The organism is Ruegeria sp. CDSA021, from assembly GCF_059612325.1.
The window spans coordinates 351139-368047 of record NZ_JBXWQJ010000002.1; the positions used below are offsets into that span (position 1 = coordinate 351139).

The following is a 16909-nucleotide window of genomic DNA, read 5'->3' on the forward strand; positions in this document are numbered from 1 at the left end:
CATGTTTCAGCAACTTGCCGCCTAAATGTGCAAGTATTTCAATCCTCGAACGGGTTTTCAGCGCTCAGAACGGCCTCGGTATCCGCCCCGCAGACCGGAGGGGCGCTGCGATATGTTACAGGCGTCCTCGACAGGTTCAGGGGATTCCCGATCAGGTTGACCTGACCCGGCTGGGCCTGCATTGCGATCTGCATCTGTCGTGCGGCTACCTGTTCGGTGTCAAACACCTGATCAAGCGTCTGAACCGGGCCAACGGGAACTTTGACCGCCTCGAGACCAGAAATAACGGTCTGCGTGTCCAATGCTTGCACTGCAGGTCGCAAAGTGGCGTTCAGCGCGTCCCGATGCTCCAGTCGGGCTGGATTGGTCGCAAACCTGGGGTCGTCGGCCAGCTTGGGATTATTGATGAAACTGCAAAGCTTTCTGAACTGACTGTCATTTCCGACCGCGAGAATCACGTGCCCGTCGGCGGTTTCATACACATCATAAGGTACGATATTCGGGTGCCCGTTGCCGCGTCGCTGCGGGACACTGCCCGAGGTCAGATAGTTCACGCCTTCATTGATCAGCCAGGCAATCTGGGCATCCACCAGCGCCAGATCGATTTGCTGGCCCTCACCGGTCAGGTCACGGTGGCGAAGTGCGGCAAGAATACCGACGCTCGCGTACATCCCGCACATCACATCTGCGATGCCAACACCCACTTTCATCGGCGCGCCCTCGGGATCGCCGGTCAAAGACATGATCCCGCCATAGCCCTGCGCCATCAGGTCATAGCCGGGCTTGCTGGAATTGGGCCCGGTCTGGCCATAGCCCGAGATCGAGCAGTAGACCAAACTGGGAAACTCTTGCGACAGGGTGGCATAATCCAGCCCGAACTTCGCAAGCCCACCGGGTTTGAAGTTCTCGATCAGGATATCCGCGTGTGACGCCAGTCGCCGAATCTCAGCCTGACCTTCAGCCGTGGCGATATCCAGCGTGACGGATTTCTTGTTGCGGTTGGCCGACATGAAATAGGCACTCAGGTCCGAGCGGTTGCCCTCGGTATCCGTCACATAGGGTGGGCCCCATTGCCGAGTGTCGTCGCCGCCGGTAGCGGGATTTTCGATCTTGATGACGCTTGCGCCCAGATCACCCAGCAATTGCGTGCAGGTGGGTCCTGCCAAAATGCGGCTAAGATCCAGAACCTTGACGCCCTTCAGGGGGCCTTCAGATGCGGCCATCATAGCCTCCACGCTCAATTTCAGCAGCAATGACGGTAAATGTCTCGGCTTTTACAGCAGCTTCCAGCGCTGCGCGCAACTCGGCCCGGTTGCGGACTGTGTGGCCGTTTCCGCCAAAGGCCCGGCCCATGGCCGCGAAATCATGATGGCCAAAGTCCACGCCCTTGTTGCTCATCTGTCGCTGGCGTTGTTTCAGCTCGATCAAGGCAAGGCTTGCGTCCACGAAGACCAGAAAAATCGGGTTGCCGCCCATTTCGGCTGCAGTCGACAATTCCCCGGCCACCATCAGAAACCCGGCGTCGCCTGAGAAGCTGATGGCCGGGCGCTGGGGTTCGGCCAGTTTCAGACCAATGGCCATCGGAACCGCGCAGCCCATAGTACACAGCGCCGAAGACTGGATCAGCCCGCGTTCTTCGCTGCACTCCCACATCTGGCTCAACAAGATACGATGCGCGCCGCTGTCAGCTGTTGCCAGCGTTTCTGGCGGCAGAACCGCCCGGGTTTCGGCGATGACAGCCGCAGGTCCCCAGTCTTCATCACTGGGAAAAGCCTCTGCCAGAGCAGCTTTGACATGCGAGGGTTCGCCACTTGGCCAAGTCGTATGGGCAGGGTTGCCCTTTGCGATGGCTTCCAGCGTTTCGCCCGTATCTGCAACAAGGTTCAAACCCGCCTGATGCATATAGTGATCATTGACGACGGCAGAGATATCGATGACGCGCTTATCCTCGGGATCCCAGATTTCGCGCCAGCCGGGGCGCATTTCGATAGGATCATAGCCCAGGCACAACACCAGGTCGGCCTGTTCGATCAAAGGAATCAGATGTTTGTCGGCCAGCGGCGACAGACCGGCCGCGCCCAGACACAGGGAATGATCTTCAGGCACCACGCCTTTGGCTTTGTAAGTGGTCACAAACGGAATGCCAAAATGCTCCACGAACGCCTGCACCACACTGCGCGAGTCGTCATAGAGGACATCCAACCCGATTATGGCGACAGGGCGCTTGGCCTCGGCCACCCACCGGCGGGCTTTTTCCAGACACTCACCCCCAGGGCTTACGGGTGCGACCTTTGCAAGGCGGCGGTGTTTCACGCCGGTCACAGGCGTATCTGCAACCGAGATTGGTACATCGACATGAACCGGGCCGGGGCGTGGCTGCATGGCCAGAGACACCGCCTTGTCGGCGACAACATCCGCGCCCTTGGCGGTCAACGTGAAGGTCCCTTTGGTGATCGAGCGATAGACCCGGCTGTGGTCCATAACCTGATGCGTATAGGTCAGCGCCTCGTCCGCGTCGACACATCCGGTCAGAACGATCATCGGCACCCGGTCCTGCAACGCGTTCGCCACCACATTGATTCCATTCATTGCGCCCGGGCCTAGCGTGGCCACCAAAATCGCTGGTGCCCCATCGCGGTGATGCACTGCCTCGGCCATGAACCCGGCAGAGTTCTCATGCTTGGTCAGATGAAAGGTAATCCCCGCCTTTTCCAGCGCATCCACCAACGTCAGAACCTCACCCCCGGGCATTCCGAAAGCGTGGCGGCACCCCGCTTCATACAGGCGTTGGGCCAGAAGATCCGCGGCGCGGGGCGAGGGGTCCTGCATCAGTCATGCTCCGAAATAACCGTTTCGAAGCAGATTGCGGAGGACGCCCCTGGACGCAAGGCGGTTCACGCCAGTGTGACTATTTGACTGCGTCTTCGGCGACAGATTGAAACTTTGTGTCAAGTTCTGTGGCGATATTCAGCAAGGCTTGCCCACCTTCCGATGCATATGGCGAAAAAACAAAGCTGGGAGTTTTGTAGGACAGGGTGGCGGTTCCGTCCTCATTTTCGGTGACATATAAGCGGATCGGCGCTTCGATCATCGCATTGGTCGATGTATCGAGCACCCGCACCGCGTAATCATTGTTGAAGGCCCCAATCACCCGGTTGCCCGGTATGGTGATCCCGCGCGCGGCAGCAGCCTTGGTGGGACCGGCCTGTGTCACGACGATCAACCCGTTTTCCTTGATTGCGGCCTTGGTGGCGTCGACCAGTTCGGCATAAGGTTTGTCTGTCGGATGCACCGCCCAGCCTTCAAGGGCGTCTTGCGCCCAGACAGGCAAAGCGATCAGGGCGAGCAGAGGGATGAAAGTTTTCATCAACACATCTCCGATTTCTAGCTGAGACCTGTGTGCCAGACCTGAACGTATCGCGCGATCACAAACCCGTGTGCTGGGCGCAATTACGAAGCGCGCTTTTTCAACAGATAAATATCCATGATCCAGCCATGATCCGCTCGGGCTTTGGCGCGGGTGTCCAGGATTTGCTGGGTGACCTGATCCAGAGGGCCGCTGATCAGCAGTTCTTCCTTCATACCCACATAGGCCCCCCACCAGATGTCAAAATCCGCCATTTCAAGGGATTGGAATGAGCATTCTCCATCCAGCATTACGGCGACTTTCGAGGCGGTTTCAGGCCATCCTTCATCCCGGATACGACGCCCGGTTGTTACAACGTAGGGCGCACCCAGATCATTGATCGGGATCGCGTGGGCAGCTGTCAAAGCCTGCAGGGCAGTAATACCGGGGATCACTTTTGTGTTGGGCTTGGGGTCCAGCCGTGCCGCGATGCGCAGCGAACTGTCATAAAGCGACGGATCCCCCCAGATCAGCAGCGCTACGGTCCGTGCCTCCGGGTGGGCGTTCACCACCTCCTGCCAGCGCAGGGCAATGGCGTCGTGCCAGTCGTCAACACCGCGAAGATAGCCGTCATCCGCTCGTCGCGTAGGGATGTCGAAATAAGCGATCTGCGGCGGGGTGTTTGCCACCTGCGCAATGATCTCTTCGCGCAGACCGGCCAGATCAGCCTTGTTTTCGCCCTTGCGCGGGATCAGGATCAGATCCGCCGCCCGGATGGCCTGCGCACCCTGAAAGGTCACATGCTCCGGGTTACCGGTACCGATGCCGATCAGGCTCAGATCAATCATCTTCGAACTCCGCCAGCGGACCATAAAGGATCAAGGCCGGGGCTTTGCCGATCTCAGATTTCAACTGCTCCGCCAAAGCGCCGATGGTGGCGCGATGCAGCTTTTGATCCGGGGTCGAAACGGATTCTGCCATCAAAGCCGGAGTGTCCAGCGGCAGGCCATGGGCGTTCAGCGCATCGACCAGCAGCGGGAAAGTGCGCTTGCCCATGAACACCACGGTGGTCGCTTGAGAGTCGGCCAAAGCAGCCAGGTTCAGATCGTCAGGCAGTTCACCGCTGACGTCATGACCGGTGACAAACTGAACCCGCCGCGCGGTCAGACGGCGGGTGAGCGGAATACCAGCCGCCGCTGCCGCCGCAATGGCAGATGGGATGCCCGGAATGATTTCATATTCAATTCCAGCTTCGCGAAGGGCCACAAGTTCTTCTTCCAAACGCCCGAACATGCCGCCATCGCCAGATTTCAGTCGTACCACATGTTGGCCAGTCTGTGCATAGTCCACCAGCAACCGGCTGACATGGTCCTGCTTGGGCGAGGGGCGACCGGCCCGTTTACCCACGCCCACAAGATCCGCGTCCTCGCGCGCGTGGCTCAGGATTGGCCCGCTGCTCAGGTCGTCGAAAAGAACGGCGTCGGCTTTTTGCAATCGGTCTACGGCCTTCAGCGTCAGCAGGTCCGGATCGCCGGGGCCCGAGCCGATGAAAGAAACAAAGCCGCTCATGCCGAGGCCTCAGCGATCAGGTGAAAGAATGTGCCGGTGACATTGCCGCGCACCGAGCCGGTCTGCGGGCCTTCTGCGCCTTCTGCATCAAACACACGCGCAAGCGGTGCATCAGGTTGGTCCACGATTGAAGAATAGTGGAACTCATGCCCGCGCAGCGCAGCGCCTTCGGCAAATCCGGGCATAGGGGCAAGAAGCTCGGCTTTGCGATAGCCCAGGTTGAACTTTCGTTTTTGATAAGACGTCACCAGTCCCAGCAAACCCGCCATTTCATGCTGCACGCCATCCTTGTCGATCAGCGCAGTCCCGAGCGTCATATACCCACCGCATTCTCCGTGCACCGGCTTTGTCTCTGCATGTTTGCGCAGACCCGTGAGGAACGTGTTCGCAGCGGCCAATGTGCCGGCGTGCAGTTCGGGATAACCACCTGGAAGCCAGACCAGATCGGCATCTGCCGCAGGGGCTTCATCGGCCAGTGGCGAGAAGGGCATGATCTCGGCCCCGGCTGAGCGCCAGCCTTCCAGCAAATGCGGATAGGTGAACGAAAACGCTGCGTCCCGAGCCAGTGCTATCCGTTGAGCCGGGGGCGGCGGCAGCGCGGTTGACGACGGCCCAACAGGGCCCGAGGAAGCCGCCTGTTTGATCGCATCCAGATCCACATGTTCGCGCAGAAACGCGGCATAACCCACAATAGCGCTTTCCAGATCAGGGTGTTCGACAGCTTGGATCAATCCCAAATGCCGCTCGGGCAGGGTCAGATCACCACGACGGGGCAGCACGCCCAGCACCGGCAGTCCTGCGCGTTCCATCCCTAGCCGGGTCAAACGCTCGTGCCGGGGGCTTGCGCAGCGGTTCAGGATTACTCCGGCAAAGGGCAGATCGGGGTTGTACATCTTGAACCCCAATGCCGTGGCCGCTGCGGATTGAGCCTGACCGCCCACATCCAGAACCAGCACCACAGGCCACCCCATCCGTGCAGCAGTCTCGGCGCTCGACCCATGGCCCAGCTCTCCGGGTTTGGCGACACCGTCGAACAGACCCATCGAGCCTTCGGCCACAACGATATCTGCACCTTCGGCCTGAGCAGAGATCGCGTTTAACAGCGGATCGCCCATCGCCCAGCTGTCGAGATTGAACGAGGCTCGCCCTGCCGCCGCTCGATGGAACGCCGGGTCGATGTAGTCCGGGCCGCTCTTGAATGGCTGCACGGTCAAGCCGTCTTCGGCCAACGCGCGCAAAAGGCCCAGCATGACCGTTGTTTTGCCGGTGCCTGACGATGGGGCCGAAATCAGAATGCCTGGGGGGTTAGTCATCACCGTGACTCCAGCTGGACCACGGGCTGTCGGTGCTTTGCGGGCGATAGCGGCGATCATAATCCTTGGAATACAGGCAGCTTTCATCGAAGCCTTCACCAGCCAAGGCCGGACCCACCATGATCAATGCGGTGCGCGCGATGCTTTCGTCCAGCGAGTCCTTCAGCGTTGCCAGCGTCGCGCGGATGATCCGTTCATCCGGCCAGCTGGCGCGGTAGACCACGGCCACGGGACAATCTGCACCATAGGCCGGAGTAAGATCGGCGATGACCTTGTCCAGATTGCCGATCGACAGGTGGATGGCGAGAGTCGCTCCAGTACGGGCGAAGTTCTCCAGCGTCTCGCCCTCGGGCATCGTCGATGCGCGCCCCGGTGTCCGGGTCAGAACGACGGATTGAGCGAGTCCGGGCAGGGTCAGTTCAGTACCCAAAGCCGCAGCGGCCGCGGCAAAGGACGGCACGCCGGGGGTCACGCTGACAGGGATGCCCATCTGTTTCAGGCGGCGGATTTGTTCACCCATCGCCGACCAGACCGACAAGTCGCCGGAATGCAGGCGCGCCACGTCCTGACCCGCTTTGTGCGCAGCGTCGATCTCGGCCATGATCTGGTCCAGGTCCATGGGCGCGGTGTTCACGATCTTTGCGTCCTCGGGGCAATGGCCCAGGATCTCTTCCGGGACCAGCGAACCTGCATAGAGGCAGACAGGGCAGGATGCGATGATATCGCGCCCGCGCAACGTCAACAGGTCGGCGGCGCCCGGTCCGGCACCGATAAAATGAACGGTCATGTTTGTCCTCCGATGGCTATGGCGCAGGTCGCCAGCCGGTCGTCTGAAATTTGTCTGGGTGAGAGCAGCCGCGCGCCCGAGCCAAAAAGCTCTCCGGCGGCAGCCAATGCGGATGCTTCGGCCACACTTCCGGTGCCATAGGTGGCACGGCTGCGGGTCGAACAGGTGAGGGTGCGTTGAACCGCCAGGTCGGCTGCGGCAACGAAATGCAAGGGCAGAGATACCTCTTCTGCAAAGGATGTCAGCGCAGAATGGCCTTCCTTGTCGGCAACGGTTGCCAAGGCTGTCACATCATGGTTCGCAGTTGCTACTTCAAATGCTTTACGCAAGCTGTCGGCTGTTGCAGCAGAAGAGAATCCAAGGCCAGCGACGATCATAGCGTCACGCTCCACTGCACAACCGGGTAGGCGGATTTCCAGCCACGCCTTGGTCCCAGAGGAGCAGATTGCGCAAGCTCGATTCGCAAAAGGTCACCGCCCAAATCTTCGTGCCATCGTGCTAGCAGGGCCTCGCTTTCCAATGTGACGGCATTGGCGACAAGCCGCGTGCCTTTGGGAAGCGCATCGCGCAGCCAGGACAGCAGGTTGGCACTCAACCCTCCACCGATGAAAACGACATCCGGCAGCTCCTCGTTGAACAGCGCTTCTGGCGCGGTTCCGTGCACGACGTTCAGACGATCCTGCCCCAATGCATCGGCATTGCGGCGGATGCGCTCAGCCCGGTCAGCGCGGGGTTCGAAACATGTCGCTGACAGGGTCGGATCACACATCAGCCATTCGATGCTGATCGAACCTGTGCCGCCGCCGATATCCCACAGATGCTCACCCCTTTGAGGAGCAAGCGTTGAAAGGGTCAAGGCGCGGATGGGCCGTTTGGTGATCTGCCCGTCGGTTTCAAAAATGTCGTCCGGTTTGCCAGACGCTTTGGACAGCGCGGGACCTGCACCGGTTACGTCCAGTCCAACGCAGACGGGATGGTCGAACGTGCCCAGAAGGGCTTCGGTCAGAGTGACGGTCTGAGAGCTTTCGCGCGGACCGCCGAGCGCCTGCATCACATGAAGGGACGAGTCGGCAAAGCCGGTTTCAGTCAGGTATGTTGCCAGTTCCGCCACGGCCTTTCCGTCGCGCAGCAACAGGATCGCCCGCAGACCCGGGGCCAGATGAGGCCGCAGTCGGGTCAGGGGGGCAGCGTGCAGGCCGAAGGTCAGCGTACTTTCCAAAGGCCAGCCCAGACGGGCAGCGGCAAGCGAAAAGGTGGATTGGCCGGGCAGGGCGGTCCATTCTCCGGCATCGAAATTGCGCGCAACGACCGAACCTGCGCCAAACCAGAACGGATCGCCCGAGGCCAGAACAACGGTCTGTTTTCCGCGCAAACCTTGCAGGATCGGCAAGCCATCTGAAAACGGCACCGGCCATTCGATACGATCTGCTCCGGTTTCGGGCAGCAGCGATAGGTGGCGCGACGGCCCCATGATCACTTCGGCCCGGTCCAGCACTTGACGGCTTGCAGGTGACAGGCCATCAAGCCCATCTTCGCCCAGTCCCAGAACTGTCAGCCACGGAGCATCAGACATGTCCAAACTCCTGATCCCCAATGTGCTGATCCTTGGCGGTACGACCGAGGCCAACGCTTTGGCCAAAGCCGTTGCGGAACAAGGGGTTGCGGCTGAGTATTCCTACGCCGGACGTGTGGAAAGCCCACGCCAGCAGCCTTTGCCAGTGCGCGTTGGCGGCTTCGGCGGTTCGGAAGGTTTGGCCGAGTACATCCGCAAAAACGCCGTTACCCATGTTGTGGATGCGACCCACCCGTTTGCGGCCCAGATGAGCCGGAACGCGATTGAGGCGTGTCGGGCAACGCAGACGCCTCTGGCCGCTCTGACCCGCGCGGCGTGGACGCTGCAGCCCGGCGACACCTGGCATCGCGTCCCGGACATTGCAGCGGCCGTCGACGCGTTGTCCGGCGACGCCCAGCGCGTGTTCCTCGCCGTTGGCCGTATGCATCTTGAAGACTTTGCCGCCCAGCCCCAGCATCATTACCTGCTGCGCCTTGTAGACGACCCCGAAAGCCAGCCCCTGCCGAATGCCGAAGTTGTCGTTGCCCGTGGGCCATTTACCGAAGCTGAGGACCGCGCGCTGATGCTGCGCCACGGCACGCAGTTGGTTGTGTCCAAAAACGCAGGCGGCTCGGGCGCGCGGGCCAAGTTGGACGCGGCGCGTGCCTTGGGCCTGCCCGTGCTGATGATCGACCGCCCGGTTCTGCCGCAGCGGACCGAGCTTTCGAGTGTCGCACAGGTTCTGGACTGGCTGTCTCATCCCTGATCCTTATCAGGGGTAAAGCGCGGGGTGTAGACGATTGGTGCGCCGTTGCGTTCGATTACACGGGTGCGGGATGACCCCACAATAACCACCGTCTGCATATCGGCCATCTCAGGCGTGGCTTCGGCAAGTGTCGAAATACGTATTGCTTCATCTGCCCGCGACACGGCGCGAGCGAACAAAATCAGGCGCTCTGGTTCACATTCTTCGCGCAGGATTTCCAGTGTTTTTACAAACCCTTCGGGGCGAGACTTCGAGCGTGGATTGTAAAAGGCCATCGAGAAATCGGCCTGCGCTGCCAGACGCAGACGTTTTTCGATCAAAGCCCATGGTTTGAGGTTGTCGCTGAGGTTGATGGCGCAGAAATCATGCCCCATCGGAGCGCCCGCACGGGCAGACGCGGCCAGCATCGCAGTGATCCCCGGCAGCACATCAATCTGAAGATCACGCCATTCCTCAGGGCCGTTCTCTATTGCCTCGAAAACGGCTGCGGCCATGGCAAACACACCGGGATCACCCGAAGACACCACCACAACTTTCCTGCCGTCGGCTGCCATTTGCAATGCGTGTTGCGAGCGGTCGATTTCGACCCGGTTGTCACTTGCGTGCAATGTCAGGCCGGGGCGTTCGGCCACACGCGCCACATAAGGAATATAACCCACGACATCGGTGGCTTCGGCCAGCGCCGACGTGACTTCGGGCGTCACCAGTGCCGCATCACCCGGTCCCAGCCCTGCAATCTTGACCCAACCGCTCATGGACGCCGTCCCTGACCATGCACCACGATGATCGAAAAATACGGGGTGATCTTTTCGCAGGCCTCTGACAGTTTGGTCACTGTCTGGTTGGGCATCTGCGCAAATTCGACGATCCACGCCCTGTCAAAAAGACCTGAGGTCTTCAAAGCACGTTTCACCTTGTCGATGTTGCGCCCGATCTTCATCACGACCAGCGCGTCGGTTTGCGCCATACGTTCGGCCAGAGTGTCTTCGGGCAAAGTGCCAACCAGCACGGTCAGGACATCATCACCCCAGGTGATAGGGTCACCAGTCGCGGTCCAGGCACCGGACATGCCGGTGATGGCGGGCACAACCTCGACCGGGGTCTGTTCGCGCAACCGGCTGTAAAGATGCATGAACGAACCATAAAAGAACGGATCGCCCTCGCACAGAACCACAACATCCTCGCCCTGCTCGGACAGCGCTTTCAGATGGGCGGTACAATCTTCATAGAACGCAGCCAAAAGTTCGTTGTAGCGCGGATCCGTGACCGGAATCTCGGTGGTTACCGGGTATTCCATCGGAAACTCAACCGCGCCTTCAGGAATCATACCGTTTACGATCTTACGCGCCTGACCGCTGCGGCCCGGCTTTCGGAAGAAGGCCACATGCTTGGCGTTGCGCAACAGGCGATCCGCCCGAACGCTCATCAGGTCCGGATCGCCGGGGCCAAGGCCCACACCGTATATGGTACCCATGCTCATTCTGCCCGGCTTGCGATGGCGTTAACGGCCGCCACGGTGATGGCACTGCCGCCCAGTCGACCTTTGACAATGCAGGACGGCACCGGTTGGGCCTCCCACAGCGCATCCTTGGATTCGACGGCACCAACAAAGCCGACCGGGCAGCCAATGATTGCTGCAGGGCGCGGGCAATTTGGGTCTTCCAGCATGTTTAGCAGATGGAACAGGGCCGTTGGCGCGTTGCCAATGGCGACCAGAGCGCCTTCCAGATGCGGACGCCACAGTTCCAGCGCGGCGGCGGAACGTGTGTTGCTCATCTCGGCGGCCAAAGGGCGCACGCGGTCGTCATGCAATGTGCAGATCACTTCGTTATCGGCGGGCAGGCGGAAGCGGGTGACGCCTTCGCTGACCATGCGCGCGTCGCACAGGATTGGCGCGCCGTTTTCCAATGCCGTGCGGGCAGCCGACACAAAGCCGGGTGAGAAATGCACGAACTCTTCCAGCCCAACCATCCCGGCGGCATGGATCATCCGAACGGCGACCTGCTCTTCATCAGCTTTAAAACGGGCCAGATCAGCCTCGGACCGGATGGTGGCAAAGCTTTCCTTGTAGATCGCCGCGCCATCGGTTTCATATTCATAGGGCATCAGGTGAAGTCCATGGTCATAAGTGTTTCGGGGTCGAGCCCGCGCTGGCAGGGCTCATCCCCTGCGCGGCCCTGTTTTACAAGATCAAATCGTCCGTTTGCGCCCACCAATGTAATGTCGGCGGCCCCCATCCGGGCACATCCCTTGGCACAGCCCGAGACATGCAGGCGCCCGGGCACGTGCGAAGCCAAGGCGCGGGCGATGTCGCGGGTTTCCACCTGAGCCTGCGGGCAGAACGGGGCACCGGGGCAGGCGTCGGTGGTCATCAGCGGGTCGGTGCCATCCGTGACAAACTCCGGGGCAGGTATCGCCGCGCCGCCTTCCAGCAGGATCAGCCGCCACGGGGTGACACGCAGGGCAGTCGCGCCGCTATCGTCAATCAGATCATAAAGCTTGCGCGCCGGCAGCGACCCAAAAGCCGCGCCGTACAGAGCGCCGAGTTCACACGGGCCGGGTTGCAATTTTGCGCCGACAGGGCCGGGCGGGTTTCCTTGCCATTCCTGCGGCAGCGCGTCGACGACCCGCGCCATGCGGCGAGCCTCGGGCGTGTAGGTCTTGGCAAACCACCGTGCCAAAGCGATGACGTGGTCAATCGCGTCACTCTCGGTCACACGTCGCCCGGTTTCGCAGCCGTCGGCACGCAGGATCAGGCCGTCAGCATCGGTTTCCAGACGAATATCCGCTGAATCCGCGCTCAAAAGCCGCGCGGGGCCGGTGTCGACGGCAAAGCCGAACTTGGCGGGCAGGGAGGGCAGCTCTGCCAGCCGGTCAATCAGGTCCTGCGTCAGGCGCGCGGTCAAATCGCCCGCCTGATACAGCGGAGTGACCAGAATATTGCGTCGCACCTCAATGCCGGGCTCCGCATCCAGCAGGTTCAGCGTCGCAAGCTCCTTGAGCAGCGGCTGATGGTCATAGTCCTTCACGCCCCGCAGTTGCAGATTGGCCCGATTGGTCAAATCGATCGACCCGTTTCCAAACCGATCTGCAAGGTCGCACAGCCCCAGCGCTTGGTCGGCCCCCAGCCGTGCCAACCGGGGCCTTACCCGCACGACCAGCCCGTCGCCGGACATCATCGGGCGGTGGGCACCGGGGCACCATCCCTGAACAACGGGCGCGCTCATGTCAGACCCTCCAGATCCGCCCGGATCGAGTTACGGCGGGTGTTCCAAAGTCCGGCCTCAAGCAACGCACGGAACCGGTCCTGCATTGCTTGATGGGCTTTGGGGTTGGCCTCTTGCAGGAAAGCGTCCACCTCTTCGTTGCCCAATGTGGCATCATGGTAAAGGTCGAACAGGTGCGGCGCGACCGTCCCGGACAGATGCGCGAACGAGGCCATGTGATCCAGCGTTGCGGCGATTTCAGCCGCGCCCCGGAAGCCATGCCGCTGCATCCCGGCGATCCAGCCGGGATTGGCGGCGCGGGCATGGACGACTCGGCTGATCTCTTCCGGCAGGGTTCGGGCGCGGGGAGTTTCGGGGTTGGTGTTGTCCAAATGGTAAAGCTGCACGCTGCCGCCCGTGATCATTTTGGCTGCGGCAAAACCGGCCTCATGTGTGGCATAGTCATTGGCCAGCAGCAGGTCGGTCTCGGTAAGATCCTGCAGGTGAACAAAGCTGTCGGCATTGGTAACGCGCTGGGTGATGCCGTCCTTGTCTTGCTCAATGTGCTCGCCTTCCAGCGCGAAGGAACTGGCCTCTAGCCATGCCTCGCCCGCCTGCGCGCGCGCTTCTTCGGTATAGACCTCGGACAATTGGGTCATGTTGACGCCATAACTACCAGGTGCCGGGCCATAAACGCGGGCCGAGGAATCCTGACCTGCATAAGGGTTCCAGTCGGGTGCTTCGTCGCGCGCGGAAAGCGCACGGACGGCTTGACCAAAAAGCGCCGAAAGGGTTGGGAACACGTCTCGGAACAGGCCCGAAACGCGCAATGTAACGTCCAGACGTGGGCGGCTGAGTTCGGTGATCGGCAGGACTTCGATGCCTGAAACCCGCTCGGACCCTTTGTCCCAGACCGGTTTGACGCCCAGCAGATGCAGCGCCATCGCGAACTCTTCGCCCGCAGTGCGCATGGTGGCTGAGCCCCACAGGTCTACAATCAGCCCTTTGGGGTATTCGCCTTCTTCTTGCAGATGGCGGCGTACCAACTCCTCAGCCAGTTTGACGCCCTGCGCATAGGCCGCGCGGGTTGGAACCGAGCGTGGATCGGTTGTATAAAGGTTCCGTCCGGTAGGCAGCACATCCGACCGCCCGCGATAGGGGGAACCAGATGGGCCAGCTTCGATCCGCTTGCCCGCAAGCGCGTCGATCAAAGCGCCACGTTCGGCTTGAGCAGATGCTGCCGGGTCGAAATTGCCCGTCACCTCGGGCACCCTGCCAAAGATATGCAGCCCGTCTCCGAACTGACTTTCCTTGATGTCACAGACAAAACGGTCGATCCGGGTGATCGCCTCGGCGGTGCAGGTGGCCTGATCGAGGCCAAGATCGCTTTCCAGACCGATGGCTTGCGCTTCGTCCCGGATATCTTCTTGCAAACGGTCCCGGCGTTTGGGGTCAAGCCCGTCTGCATTCGAGAATTCATCCAGCAGCGATTCCAACCGCACCATCCGGTCCGGTGTACCGCTTTCCTTCATCGGCGGCGGGATATGGCCCAGCGTGACGGCCCCGATCCGGCGCTTGGCCTGCGCAGCTTCGCCGGGGTCGTTGACGATGAAGGGGTAGATTACCGGCAGGTCGCGGATCAGCGCCTCGGGCCAGCAGTCGGCGGATAAGGCAACCGATTTTCCGGGCAACCATTCCAGCGTTCCGTGGGCACCGATATGGATCAGCGCATCTGCGCCCAGACCTTTGCGCAGCCACAAGTAAAACGCGACATAGCCGTGGCGCGGCGTGCGCGACAGGTCGTGGTAGTCGTCATCGCGGAGTTCGGGCGATCCGCGTTCGGGCTGCAGAGCGACCAGAGCTTTGCCCCGGCGCAGGGCTGTAAAGTGAAACGCGCCATCATCGAAGGCGGGATCGTCTTCGCAATTGCCCCAAACCGTTTGAAGGTCGGTTTGCAATTGTTCCGGCAGTTTGGCCAAAGCGCCCAAATACTCTTCCAGCGGCCAGGAAATCCGGGCGTCTGGCAACGCCTCGGAAATTGGTTCCGCTGGTGCGGTCTCATAGCCTTCGTTTTGAAGGTCGGACAGCATTGCCTCGGCAGAGGCCAGTGCGTCCAGGCCCACGGCATGGGCCATCTGCCAGTCTTTGCCGGGATAGGTCGACAGCACCAGCGCAGGGATCTGATCCGCCTTCGGTTTGTCGGTCAGACTCAGCCAGCCTGACACCCGGTCGATGATGGCTTCGATCCGTTCCGCCTCGGCCCGGTGGGCGAAGCGGGAATATTCCAGATGTGGGTCGCGTTTGCCTGGTTCCTTGAACGAGGCGATGCCCGCCGAAATTCGTCCGTCTACCTCGGGCAATACAACATGCATTGCCAGGTCAGCGGGCGAGAGGCCTCGTTCCGCCTCAGCCCAGGCTTTGCGGCGCGAGGTGGCCAGAGCGATCTGAAATACCGGCACGTTGGCGGCGTCCAGCGGGGAAGTGCCCGACGCACCTTTGCCGGAAAAAGACGTGGCGTTGATGATCGCAGCGGGGGTCAACGTCCCAAGAGTCTCGCGCAACCAATCGGCTGCTGCAGGTGCCTTGAGGGACGGCGCGTACAGGCCCACTGCCGCGAACCCGCGCGCGCGCAAGCTGCGGATCAGAGCTGCGACAGGGGCGGTGTCGGCCGACGTCAGATAGGCGCGATAAAACGTGACGACGATACATTTCGCGTCCCCTTCGAACGCAGTGTCCGCTGGAATCACGCCGCGATCCGGGCACCATGCCCCGCATTCGGGCAAGGTCTTCGCGCCCATCACCGGCCCGGCATAAAGCCCGGCTGCCAAGGCCATCTGTGCCAATGCGGCTTGCGCTGCGACCTCACCACCGGTGTCGCACAGATGGGCCAGACGGCGCAGGGTTGAAACGGGCAGGGTGGAATAGTCATCCAGCCGCGTATCCTCGCGCCCATCCGCTGGCAGCACGGCTAGCGCGATGCCCTTGGCCTGCGCCAGTGCCAGAACCTGCTGCAAGCCGTACGACCAGTAAGGCACGCCGCCAATCAAGCGGATCAGAATACCCTTGGCGCCGTCCAGCGTCTGCTCGACATAGGTGTCGACGGACAGAGGGTGCTTGAGCGCCGTCAGGTTGGCCAGTCGAAGCGTCGGCATCCGCCCCTCGGGCCCGCCACCGCGATGCCATCCCGCCGCGAATGCGCCGAGGTCACTGTCCGAGAAGGACAAGACAACCAGATCCGCCGGGCTTTGACCCAGATCGGTTGGGGTCTCGGTTTCCTCGAGCCCGTGGCTTTCGCGGAAGACGACGTGCATGGGTTACTCGGCGGCCTCGGTGACGCCCGCGAGGATCTCGCGGATTTCAGCCTCTTTGATGTCGTCATGCTCGGCAATGACCACCAGACGCGAGCGGCGCTCTTCACCCGGTTCCCACGGACGGTCATACTGGTGACGAACGCGCGCACCGACGGCTTGAACGAGAAGGCGCATGGGTTTGCCTTGGACGGCAGCGTAACCCTTGACGCGCAAGATGTTCAGCTCGGTCGCCAAGCGTTCGATATTGGTGACCAGCGCGGCCGGGTCGGTCTGTTCTGGCAGTTCGACGATGATGCTTTCAAAATCGTCGTGTTCGTGATCATGGTGACCGTCGTGATGCGACGGGCGGGCATCCATGTCATCCTCGGCAGCGGCTTCCAGGCCCAGCACGACGCGGACATCCACAACGCCTTCGGCAACCTCAACCACGGGCAGGGGGCGCGGCGCTTCGGCGGCGATGACTTCTTTGGCCTTGGCCACGCCCTCGGGGCCCGCCAGATCGGGTTTCGTCAGCAGGATGATGTCGGCGCAGGAAATCTGATCCTCGAACACTTCGGACAGTGGCGTTTCGTGGTCGATCGAGTCGTCGGCCATGCGCTGAGCATCCACGGCTTCGACATTCGGTGCAAACCGACCGGCGGCGACGGCCTCGGCATCGGCCAGAGCGATCACGCCATCCACGGTGATCTTCGAGCGAATATCGGGCCAGTCGAAGGCTTTGAGTAACGGTTTGGGCAGAGCGAGGCCCGAGGTTTCGATCAGGATATGCTCAGGGCGCGGCTCCAGCGCCATCAAGGCTTCGATGGTTGGGATGAAATCGTCGGCCACGGTGCAGCAGATGCAGCCGTTTGCCAGTTCCATGATGTTTTCCGCCGGACAGTCCGGGATGGCACAGGATTTCAGGATGTCGCCATCGACACCCACATCGCCGAACTCGTTGACGACCACGGCCAGACGCTTGCCCTGTGGGTTCTGCATCAGGTGTTTGACCAGTGTCGTCTTGCCCGAGCCCAGAAATCCGGTGATCACGGTGACGGGCAGTTTTTCAAGGTTCGACAT

At 61.3% G+C, this 16909-nt stretch carries 16 protein-coding genes; 1 reads left to right on the forward strand and 15 read right to left on the reverse strand.

All coding sequences use genetic code 11. From position 1 onward, the window contains the following. Positions 1–38: 38 nt before the first annotated feature. From AC2FLD_RS03955 to cbiE, 9 genes are all read right to left on the reverse strand, one after another. The gene (locus AC2FLD_RS03955; RefSeq protein ID WP_496667383.1) at positions 39–1223 is read right to left on the reverse strand and encodes a CaiB/BaiF CoA transferase family protein; all 1185 of its coding nucleotides are present in this window, start codon (positions 1221–1223) and stop codon (positions 39–41) included. Next, entirely contained in the window at positions 1210–2829 is a 1620-nt protein-coding gene (locus tag AC2FLD_RS03960; protein ID WP_496667382.1) for a thiamine pyrophosphate-binding protein, read from the reverse strand. Before AC2FLD_RS03960 ends, AC2FLD_RS03955 begins: the two co-directional genes overlap by 14 nt. Positions 2830–2908: 79 nt before the next feature. Then, positions 2909–3367 (reverse strand): DUF302 domain-containing protein, encoded by a 459-nt coding sequence (locus AC2FLD_RS03965; protein ID WP_496667381.1) that lies wholly within the window; start codon positions 3365–3367, stop codon positions 2909–2911. A gap of 83 nt (positions 3368–3450) precedes the next feature. Further along, the gene (cobF, locus tag AC2FLD_RS03970; protein ID WP_496667380.1) at positions 3451–4194 is read right to left on the reverse strand and encodes a precorrin-6A synthase (deacetylating); all 744 of its coding nucleotides are present in this window, start codon (positions 4192–4194) and stop codon (positions 3451–3453) included. Next, positions 4187–4915: a uroporphyrinogen-III C-methyltransferase gene (gene cobA, locus AC2FLD_RS03975; RefSeq protein WP_050603330.1), complete on the reverse strand. Its 729-nt coding sequence runs from the start codon at positions 4913–4915 to the stop codon at positions 4187–4189. Before cobA ends, cobF begins: the two co-directional genes overlap by 8 nt. Continuing rightward, positions 4912–6228, reverse strand: coding sequence for a cobyrinic acid a,c-diamide synthase CobB (locus AC2FLD_RS03980; RefSeq protein ID WP_496667379.1), 1317 nt, complete (start codon positions 6226–6228; stop codon positions 4912–4914). The genes cobA and AC2FLD_RS03980 overlap by 4 nt, the downstream gene beginning before the upstream one ends. Continuing rightward, positions 6221–7015 (reverse strand): precorrin-4 C(11)-methyltransferase, encoded by a 795-nt coding sequence (gene cobM, locus AC2FLD_RS03985; RefSeq protein WP_496667378.1) that lies wholly within the window; start codon positions 7013–7015, stop codon positions 6221–6223. The genes AC2FLD_RS03980 and cobM overlap by 8 nt, the downstream gene beginning before the upstream one ends. Beyond that, positions 7012–7392, reverse strand: a complete 381-nt coding sequence (locus AC2FLD_RS03990) for a cobalamin biosynthesis protein (protein WP_496667377.1) — start codon at positions 7390–7392, stop codon at positions 7012–7014. The genes cobM and AC2FLD_RS03990 overlap by 4 nt, the downstream gene beginning before the upstream one ends. Continuing rightward, positions 7389–8588, reverse strand: coding sequence for a precorrin-6y C5,15-methyltransferase (decarboxylating) subunit CbiE (gene cbiE / locus AC2FLD_RS03995; protein ID WP_496667376.1), 1200 nt, complete (start codon positions 8586–8588; stop codon positions 7389–7391). The genes AC2FLD_RS03990 and cbiE overlap by 4 nt, the downstream gene beginning before the upstream one ends. On the opposite strand from cbiE, the gene AC2FLD_RS04000 reads away from it, so the two are divergent. After that, on the forward strand, positions 8587–9333 hold the full coding sequence (locus AC2FLD_RS04000) for a cobalt-precorrin-6A reductase (protein WP_496667375.1): 747 nt from the start codon (positions 8587–8589) through the stop codon (positions 9331–9333). The two genes, cbiE and AC2FLD_RS04000, sit on opposite strands and share 2 nt — an antisense overlap. Here the strand turns inward: AC2FLD_RS04000 and cobJ are convergent. From cobJ to cobW, 6 genes are read right to left on the reverse strand one after another with little or no spacing between them, the layout of a single operon-like run. Further along, the gene (gene cobJ, locus AC2FLD_RS04005) at positions 9324–10088 is read right to left on the reverse strand and encodes a precorrin-3B C(17)-methyltransferase (RefSeq protein WP_496667374.1); all 765 of its coding nucleotides are present in this window, start codon (positions 10086–10088) and stop codon (positions 9324–9326) included. The genes AC2FLD_RS04000 and cobJ overlap by 10 nt on opposite strands. Then, positions 10085–10813: a precorrin-2 C(20)-methyltransferase gene (locus tag AC2FLD_RS04010; protein WP_496667373.1), complete on the reverse strand. Its 729-nt coding sequence runs from the start codon at positions 10811–10813 to the stop codon at positions 10085–10087. The genes cobJ and AC2FLD_RS04010 overlap by 4 nt, the downstream gene beginning before the upstream one ends. Further along, positions 10810–11439, reverse strand: a complete 630-nt coding sequence (locus AC2FLD_RS04015; protein ID WP_496667372.1) for a precorrin-8X methylmutase — start codon at positions 11437–11439, stop codon at positions 10810–10812. The genes AC2FLD_RS04010 and AC2FLD_RS04015 overlap by 4 nt, the downstream gene beginning before the upstream one ends. Continuing rightward, entirely contained in the window at positions 11439–12560 is a 1122-nt protein-coding gene (locus AC2FLD_RS04020) for a ferredoxin-like domain-containing protein (RefSeq protein ID WP_496667371.1), read from the reverse strand. The genes AC2FLD_RS04015 and AC2FLD_RS04020 overlap by 1 nt, the downstream gene beginning before the upstream one ends. After that, the gene (gene cobN, locus AC2FLD_RS04025; protein ID WP_496667370.1) at positions 12557–15850 is read right to left on the reverse strand and encodes a cobaltochelatase subunit CobN; all 3294 of its coding nucleotides are present in this window, start codon (positions 15848–15850) and stop codon (positions 12557–12559) included. The genes AC2FLD_RS04020 and cobN overlap by 4 nt, the downstream gene beginning before the upstream one ends. Positions 15851–15853: 3 nt before the next feature. Continuing rightward, the gene (gene cobW, locus AC2FLD_RS04030) at positions 15854–16909 is read right to left on the reverse strand and encodes a cobalamin biosynthesis protein CobW (RefSeq protein ID WP_496667369.1); all 1056 of its coding nucleotides are present in this window, start codon (positions 16907–16909) and stop codon (positions 15854–15856) included.

Excerpts from the sequence above, each read along its gene's own strand:
- AC2FLD_RS03965 (WP_496667381.1), bottom strand. The coding sequence starts at position 3,367 with ATGAAAACTTTCATCCCTCTGCTCGCCCTGATCGCTTTGCCTGTCTGG.
- cbiE (WP_496667376.1), bottom strand. The coding sequence starts at position 8,588 with ATGTCTGATGCTCCGTGGCTGACAGTTCTGGGACTGGGCGAAGATGGG.
- AC2FLD_RS04000 (WP_496667375.1), top strand. The coding sequence starts at position 8,587 with ATGTCCAAACTCCTGATCCCCAATGTGCTGATCCTTGGCGGTACGACC.
- AC2FLD_RS03960 (WP_496667382.1), bottom strand. The coding sequence starts at position 2,829 with ATGCAGGACCCCTCGCCCCGCGCCGCGGATCTTCTGGCCCAACGCCTG.
- cobN (WP_496667370.1), bottom strand. The coding sequence starts at position 15,850 with ATGCACGTCGTCTTCCGCGAAAGCCACGGGCTCGAGGAAACCGAGACC.
- cobJ (WP_496667374.1), bottom strand. The coding sequence starts at position 10,088 with ATGAGCGGTTGGGTCAAGATTGCAGGGCTGGGACCGGGTGATGCGGCA.
- AC2FLD_RS04020 (WP_496667371.1), bottom strand. The coding sequence starts at position 12,560 with ATGAGCGCGCCCGTTGTTCAGGGATGGTGCCCCGGTGCCCACCGCCCG.
- AC2FLD_RS03955 (WP_496667383.1), bottom strand. The coding sequence starts at position 1,223 with ATGGCCGCATCTGAAGGCCCCCTGAAGGGCGTCAAGGTTCTGGATCTT.
- cobM (WP_496667378.1), bottom strand. The coding sequence starts at position 7,015 with ATGACCGTTCATTTTATCGGTGCCGGACCGGGCGCCGCCGACCTGTTG.
- AC2FLD_RS04015 (WP_496667372.1), bottom strand. The coding sequence starts at position 11,439 with ATGCCCTATGAATATGAAACCGATGGCGCGGCGATCTACAAGGAAAGC.
- AC2FLD_RS04010 (WP_496667373.1), bottom strand. The coding sequence starts at position 10,813 with ATGAGCATGGGTACCATATACGGTGTGGGCCTTGGCCCCGGCGATCCG.
- cobW (WP_496667369.1), bottom strand. The coding sequence starts at position 16,909 with ATGTCGAACCTTGAAAAACTGCCCGTCACCGTGATCACCGGATTTCTG.
- cobF (WP_496667380.1), bottom strand. The coding sequence starts at position 4,194 with ATGATTGATCTGAGCCTGATCGGCATCGGTACCGGTAACCCGGAGCAT.
- cobA (WP_050603330.1), bottom strand. The coding sequence starts at position 4,915 with ATGAGCGGCTTTGTTTCTTTCATCGGCTCGGGCCCCGGCGATCCGGAC.
- AC2FLD_RS03990 (WP_496667377.1), bottom strand. The coding sequence starts at position 7,392 with ATGATCGTCGCTGGCCTTGGATTCTCTTCTGCTGCAACAGCCGACAGC.
- AC2FLD_RS03980 (WP_496667379.1), bottom strand. The coding sequence starts at position 6,228 with ATGACTAACCCCCCAGGCATTCTGATTTCGGCCCCATCGTCAGGCACC.